The sequence below is a fragment of the Herbaspirillum sp. B65 genome (assembly GCF_000333555.1).
GTDB classification, from domain to species: Bacteria; Pseudomonadota; Gammaproteobacteria; order Burkholderiales; family Burkholderiaceae_D; genus Herbaspirillum; species Herbaspirillum rubrisubalbicans.
In genome coordinates this window covers 1-6,514 of sequence record NZ_BADI01000230.1, presented here as the reverse complement: position 1 = coordinate 6,514, position 6,514 = coordinate 1, and the positions used below count along the sequence as shown (strand labels likewise).

Annotated in this window: 8 protein-coding genes and 1 pseudogene; all 9 read left to right on the top strand. The window is 61.6% G+C overall.

Annotation, left to right across the window (positions count from 1 at the left end):
* Positions 1–746 (top strand): type III secretion protein (locus tag I5W_RS05935; protein WP_044528551.1); only part of this gene is annotated, 746 nt, incomplete at its 5' end.
* On the top strand, positions 743–1,369 hold the full coding sequence (locus I5W_RS05930) for a hypothetical protein (RefSeq protein ID WP_044528550.1): 627 nt from the start codon (positions 743–745) through the stop codon (positions 1,367–1,369). The genes I5W_RS05935 and I5W_RS05930, both read left to right, overlap by 4 nt.
* Before the next feature lie 34 nt (positions 1,370–1,403).
* The gene (locus I5W_RS05925; RefSeq protein ID WP_044528549.1) at positions 1,404–2,012 is read left to right on the top strand and encodes a FliH/SctL family protein; all 609 of its coding nucleotides are present in this window, start codon (positions 1,404–1,406) and stop codon (positions 2,010–2,012) included.
* Between the two features lie 124 nt (positions 2,013–2,136).
* Entirely contained in the window at positions 2,137–2,364 is a 228-nt protein-coding gene (locus tag I5W_RS05920) for a hypothetical protein (RefSeq protein ID WP_017453244.1), read from the top strand.
* A gap of 4 nt (positions 2,365–2,368) precedes the next feature.
* The gene (locus I5W_RS05915) at positions 2,369–2,785 is read left to right on the top strand and encodes a hypothetical protein (RefSeq protein WP_044528548.1); all 417 of its coding nucleotides are present in this window, start codon (positions 2,369–2,371) and stop codon (positions 2,783–2,785) included.
* Positions 2,782–3,729, top strand: a complete 948-nt coding sequence (locus I5W_RS34165; protein ID WP_374702121.1) for a hypothetical protein — start codon at positions 2,782–2,784, stop codon at positions 3,727–3,729. Before I5W_RS05915 ends, I5W_RS34165 begins: the two co-directional genes overlap by 4 nt.
* The gene (sctC, locus tag I5W_RS05910; protein ID WP_374702120.1) at positions 3,726–4,874 is read left to right on the top strand and encodes a type III secretion system outer membrane ring subunit SctC; all 1,149 of its coding nucleotides are present in this window, start codon (positions 3,726–3,728) and stop codon (positions 4,872–4,874) included. The genes I5W_RS34165 and sctC overlap by 4 nt, the downstream gene beginning before the upstream one ends.
* A gap of 640 nt (positions 4,875–5,514) precedes the next feature.
* Positions 5,515–5,835, top strand: coding sequence for a toxin co-regulated pilus biosynthesis Q family protein (locus I5W_RS33155; RefSeq protein ID WP_252716912.1), 321 nt, complete (start codon positions 5,515–5,517; stop codon positions 5,833–5,835).
* A pseudogene (locus tag I5W_RS05900) lies at positions 5,835–6,514 on the top strand (PilN family type IVB pilus formation outer membrane protein); the annotation flags it as partial. The gene I5W_RS33155 and the pseudogene I5W_RS05900, both read left to right, overlap by 1 nt.

Here is a 6,514-nt window from a genome sequence, read left to right as displayed (position 1 = left end):
CTGGGCTCACCGCAGGGCATCAGCGTCGAAAGCAGAAGAACAAGGAGGGGGTCACGCTGATCGTCAAGGAGGATGACCTTTCGCGCGCCACCGAGACGATGAACGAAGCGGGTCTGCCGCGCCGCAGCCTGTCCAACCTGGGAGAGGTGTTCAAGAAACAGGGGATGATTTCCACACCCATGGAAGAGCGTATCCGCTACATCCACGGGCTGTCTGAGGAACTGGAATCGACACTCCAGCAGTTCGACCATGTCATTTCTGCCCGCGTGCATGTGGTGCTGCCGGAGCGGATAGCGCCGGGCGAGCCGATTCAACCGTCGTCAGCCGCGGTGTTCGTCAAATACCGACCACCGATGGACGAGGACATGGTCATGCCGCGCATCCGCAAGCTCGTGGCCTCCAGTATTCCTGGCCTGAGCGGCGAGGAGGGACGTGCCAAGGTATCGGTGGTGATGATGCCGGGCGAGGCACCCACGGCGGGAATCGAATGGACTACGCTGGGTCCCTTCGTGGTGGCCGTGTCATCGGTAAGGGCGCTCGGTTTTACCTTGCTGGGACTGGGCTTGCTGGTCCTGGTGGCGGGCGGCTGGCTGCTGGTTCTGAATGTCCAACGCAACCCCAAGCTCATGTTGATGATCGCCCGTCTGTCGATGCGCAAGGCCAAAGTCGGCGATCCGGCCGAACCCGCGCCCGCCGCCGCGACTGCAGCGCCAGCGGCGCATAAGCCAGCCCAGGCCAAATCGTGAAGAACTTCCATTCCGAGCGCGAGCCGCTCATCCTGAGCCAGGCATTCCTCGACTGGTGGTTCGCGCCATGGCAATACATCGAGACTCCGGCCTTGCCGGGGATGAGCGATACGCTCGTGGCTCGGCGTGACAGCTATCGGGCCTGGTGCGAGCAGGCCGCGCTAGCACCCGACCTGCCGCACCTGTTCGACCCCGGCTGGCAGAGCGCGGCCAGCCAGCAAGGGCAGGAGTTGCGCCGTCGAGCCGGGCTGTTCGGTGGCCTGTTCGCTGCCCGCGAGCACCAGCAGTCTATCCTGGGTACGCTGGCGCGGGACCAGCAAACCTGGTGCCAGCGAGTCTCGCTGGCCCAGCCGTTGATTCGCTGCGTACCCGACATCGGCAGTACAGAGAGCGTTCAGGCAGACGCTGTCGTGGTCGGCTTGGCTGAATTGGCGTGGCGGCTGGAGCAGGATTTTCCTGGAATGTGGGCGCGCTTGCGCGGTTTGCTGGATCTGTCCGAACGAACCCGCATCGACGAGGCGCTACCCGCTGCCCGCCGCCGTTCGGTGAGCGAGTCATCGGCCGCCGCCCGGCGCGCCCTGCGTTGCTGGCAGTTCTGTTGTACTCGTGCGCAACAGGGCTGATCTCCACCAACGTTTTGAGGAAAGTAAAGGACCTATGAGCGACTTTGCCGTGCAGCGAGTGACCCTGCCCGACCATCTGCGTCCAGCCAACGGCGTGTTGCGCTTGACTGGGCTGACTGTGACCAGCGATGCGGCACAACTGGCTGCACAGATGCTGGCCCAGGCCCGCGAAGAAGCTGCGCGAGTACGTGAGCAGGCGGCAGAGGAGGCCGGGCAGGCCGTCATGCGGCAGCAGCAGGAGGTCGCGCAGCAGGGCGCTGCATTGCTGGAAGGCCTGCGGCAAGCGCAGCACGACATGCTTGAGCGCATCGAGGAAGTGGCGGTGGACCTCGCGCAGGAAGTTATGGAACGCCTGCTGTTGGAGCTCACGCCGCGCGAACGCATTACTGCCATGCTCCGTAGGGTGCGCCAGGAGGCGCCGCCCAAGCTGCATGAAGCGGTGCTGTGGGTACACCCCGACGATCAGCCTCTGCTGGCGGCCTCGCCCTGGGAAATACAGACCGATTCCGCACTGGCCCCTGGCAGCTGCCGGCTGGAAGCTGCCAGCGGAGAGTGGCGCAGCGATTTTGCGCTGGCGGTGCAGGCCTTGCGTGATGGCTTGGCGGGCGCAAGCGCTCGCCTCAAAGAACAGGCGCCGTCCTGAACGGCCGTGCTGGCGGACGCTGAACGGGCCGCTACAGACTTTCCAAAAAATCCGAACCGAAACCCTTGTCGCTGCCACCTACCTGCTGTAAGCCCCCTGTCATCCACATGAGGAGATGAGCGACATGTCGAGCAATCCGGTATTGCAGAATCTGCGTCACATGGACAAGAAGTTCGATGAGATCAGCCAGAAGATCAACGACTTTAACCGCCAGCAGGCCGACGGCGAAATGCCCGATCCGGCTGCCTTCATGGATCTGCTGCAAAAGCAATCTGTCACCAAGAGCGCCATGAGCGCCCAATTCAATCTGCTGCAAAAGCCGTTGAAGACGGTGCTCAACGAAACCAAGTAACACCATGTCCATGGAGAGCCCAGACCACTGGCTGCAGACCCTGCCGCTGGATGAACCTGTCGTCATCGATGGTGAAACGGTATTTCTTCGAGTCCAGCCAGAGGGCGCCGAGCTAGGCGTCTACCTGGCCGGCCAGCCCAGCGACAGTGCGCTGGCCGACGCCATGCGCGTGAGCTTTCAGAGCGCCAGGGAATTTGAGGCTGGCCTTGGCTGGGAGCCGGATGCGGGACTGGTGCTGTCGCGCTGGATTGCCGGCGCGAGTGGCTGGCATGACCTGGCAGAGCCATTGGAACAGATCCTCAATCAGCTGGCTCTGTGGCGCGCCGCGATGTCCCGCGCGCATTCCAGCCAGGACAAACACGCCAAGCGCGACGAAGAACGCTTCTACAAACTGTTGTCTCAGTCCGGGGGAATGAAATGAATATCCGCGAGTTGATCAAATCGTGGGGTATGGGCGTCTTGCTGGCCGCGCTGCTGCTGTGGGGGACGACGCTGCATGCAGCGGTTCCGGCAGCATGGAAGGACAGCGGATTCTCCATCAATGCCAGTGGCATGACGCTCAATGGCGTGCTGGAGGATTTCTCCCGTACCTATGGAGTGCGGCTGTCGATGAGCGGTGAGGGTGAGCGCCTGGTAAAAGGGCGGCTCAAAGCCGACAACGGCATTGAGTTCCTCAACCGACTCGGTGCGACCTACAAGTTTCGCTGGTTCGTCTACAACAACACCCTTTACGTGGCATCTGCCAGCGACAACACCTCCGAACGGCTAGAGGTGGGCGAGGATGCGGTGCAGGATGCCAAAGCGGCCCTGGTCGGGCTGGGCCTGTATGACGAGCGTTTCGGCTGGGGCGAGCTGCCTGATGAAGGCGTGGTCATCATCAGTGGGCCGCGCAGCTACGTCGATCTGGCGCGCAATGTGCTATTGCCGGTCAGCGAAAAGAAAACCGCCCGCAAGGGTCGGCAGATCATGATGTTCCGCCTTAAGTATGCCACTGCGATGGACCGTGTCATCACCTCGCGCGGCAAGACCGAAACCATCCCCGGCATCAAGACCATTCTCAGCAACCTGCTGTTCGGACCCAGCAGCGGCGAGAAGCTCACCGGTGCTGCGCCGCGCTTCGATGCCGCCAGCAACAAGCGATCGCGCCTTCCCAAGAACGAGCGAGGTCCGATAGGGGAGAGCACGGGCGAAGGCTTGACGCCGCTGTTTTCAGCGCCCATGGGCAATGGCACCAACCTGATGATGCCGGGAGGTGGCATGGACGGCGGCGCGGCGGAGGCTCTTCACGGGCAGATTCGGGACGCGGTAACGAAGAGGAGGGGCGTCCGCGCATCGAAGCCGATCCCAGCCTTAACGCCATCATGATCTACGACAACATCAACAAGCGCGACATGTATGCCTCGTTGATCGCCGAACTGGATGTCCAACCGCAGCAGATCGAGATCGAGGCCCTCATCGTCGATATCGACCGCAGCAAGCTCTCTGACATGGGGGTGGAATGGGGTGTGCGCGCCGGGGCGGTCAACAGCACCATCAATGCCACCACTGCCGCCTCGCAAGGTCTGAACCTGCCACTGCCCGGGGCTACCCTGCTCATCAGCAACGCCGCGCGTTTCTATGCCCGGTTAAAGGCCATGGAATCCAACGGCGATGCGCATGTACTGGCCACACCGACCGTATTGACCCTGGATAATGTGGCCGCTGTGCTGGACCTGAGCCGCAGCGCCTACGTCTCGCTGGTGGGCGAGCGCGTGGCGGACTTGGCCGACATCACTGCCGGGACCAAGCTGCGCGTGATCCCGCGCATCATCCATGACGGGGGGCAGACCCGCGTGCGGCTCGAGGTGGACATCGAGGATGGATCGTTGGACAGCAATGACAATGGCAACTCCGGCAACGCCAACAACAATACGGTATCCACCAGCGTCACCCGTTCGACCATCAGTACCCAGGCCATCATCGATTCGCAGCAGACCCTGATGATTGGCGGCTATCGGGCCGAGGCTCTGAGCAAGAACAAGCAGAAGGTGCCGGTGCTGGGCGACCTGCCGGTCTTAGGTGGTCTGTTCCGCAGCGAATCGCAGTCCACCAGCACGAAGGAGCGTCTGTTCCTCATTACGCCACGTATCACCGGTACCGATGGTCTGGATGTCGCCACGTCCAGGGCGCTGAAGGAGAAGTCTCCCGATCAGCCGACTGGCCCAGGTGCGCCTGCCATGCCTGCTGTACCTACTGCACCGATACCGCCGCTTCCTCCTGGCATCCCAGGCAGCACGACCGGACCTGTGCTGCCCGTGGGACCGCCTGCACATGCGACCGGTGCGACCGATACGGCAGTGGCCGCTGCGACAACCACCACGACGGCTGCTGCAGATAGCCCTGCCTCCCCTCCAGGCGTAGTGCCTACTGCGGCCGCAGTAGGTCCAATGAGCTCCATTGGCAATGGCCTGCGCGTTCCGACGCGGGTGCGGACCCAGTGCAAGCGACCTGCCGGTGTCGGGATGATGTAGGCGAATGTGTAGCGGACGGTCCTCCTTTGCAAGAGATGCCGGTGACGATAAAAGCGGCATCGTGATGAATCGAACGTTCGCACTTTATAAGAAAACGTAGAGTCGATTCTAAGAAAAAGGTGGTCATATTTTTTGAGAATCTCTGTCTTGATTCTTCTTTACTATCAACAAGAAATCAAACGAACAGAAGCGGGCGAATTAACATGCACCCAGCCAGCTTCGAGGAGAAATTCCGGGCAGACAGTACTTTCTGTATTGCTGCAAAACCGTGACAAGAATATTGGCGATGAAGAATTCAACCAAATGACGCATAAGGGTTAGTCATGTATTCAGAACAAATTACTTACAAATGCATGAACAGGGTACTAAGTATTTTTTCCTTTACGCTGGGTTGCACCCTGTCGATCGGTGGTATGCAGGCAGCCCATGCCCAGGCGACCGCCGAGCATTTGTTCCCGGTGACGAGCCGGTTCGACTTGCTGGGCGGTGAGGACAGCCTTGCCGATGATTGCGATACCGGGTTGACGGGGGTGGCCGCTGGCGACAATGGCGTGATCATGCTGGCCAAGCTGGATGGCAGAAGACGCGTGCAGGCGGCGCGGCATCGGCGGCGGGCGGGAAGGGCAAGATTGCCGCTGCGATGGTGCCGGATGTCGAACAACTGCCTGCAGCACTGCACAAAGTTCCCACGGCGCCAGACGCGCAGCAGACCTGGGAGATCATTGTCTCTGACAAGACCCTCAATGCCGCACTGGCACGCTGGGCGAGCAAGGCTGGCTGGCAACTGGTCTGGGAGCTGCCAGTGGACTATGCGGTCGAGACCCGGACCACGGTCCACGGCAGTTTCGAGGAAGCCGTCGGTACCGTTGCACGCAGCATGGAAAGTGCCGAGATACCCATGAAAGCCATGTTTTATCAGGGTAACAAGGTCTTGCGTATCGTGGCCAAGGGGGCTGAATAATGATGTCGAAATACTGGGCGCTGGCGCCGCTGGTGGTGATCATGGGCGGATGCACCGCCATCAACAAGATGGAAGCCGAGATCGACGGCGCGACCGACAAGACTGGTAGCCTCGTCAAGGAAGTGGGGCGCACTGCACCGGGGGCGGTGATGCCCTCGGCGCCGCTGGTGACCCACGACACCGGGATCTGGCTGGGCAAGAATGTGGTCAAGCTGGGGCAGCCGGCATTACCGCCCATCTTCTACGAACCCACCACGTTCGACCGCACCCTCTTTTCGTTGAGCGAACTGGCCGAGCGCATCACCTTGCGTACCGGTATCCCCAGCAGGGTCACCGCCGACACCCAGGAAGTGGCCGGCATGGCGTTTCGCAATCGCCCGGGGCTGACAGGGTTCAATGCCACCCAGCCGCTGCCGCCTGGATTGCCTGGCGAGAATACACCGGCTGCCACACCTGGTACGCCTGCTGGAAGTGCCGCTCGCCTGCCGTTACCGGCCGCGCCGACGCCGCAACTGCTATCCCTGCCGGGGGATGCCTCCACGGGCGTACGGATCTCCTATGCCAATGGTTCGCTCAAAGGCTTGCTCGATACCGCTGCCGCGCGTTTCGGCGTCTCGTGGAAGTACGTTGACGGGACGATTCAATTCTTCCACACGGAGTCGCGTAACTTCCAGATCAA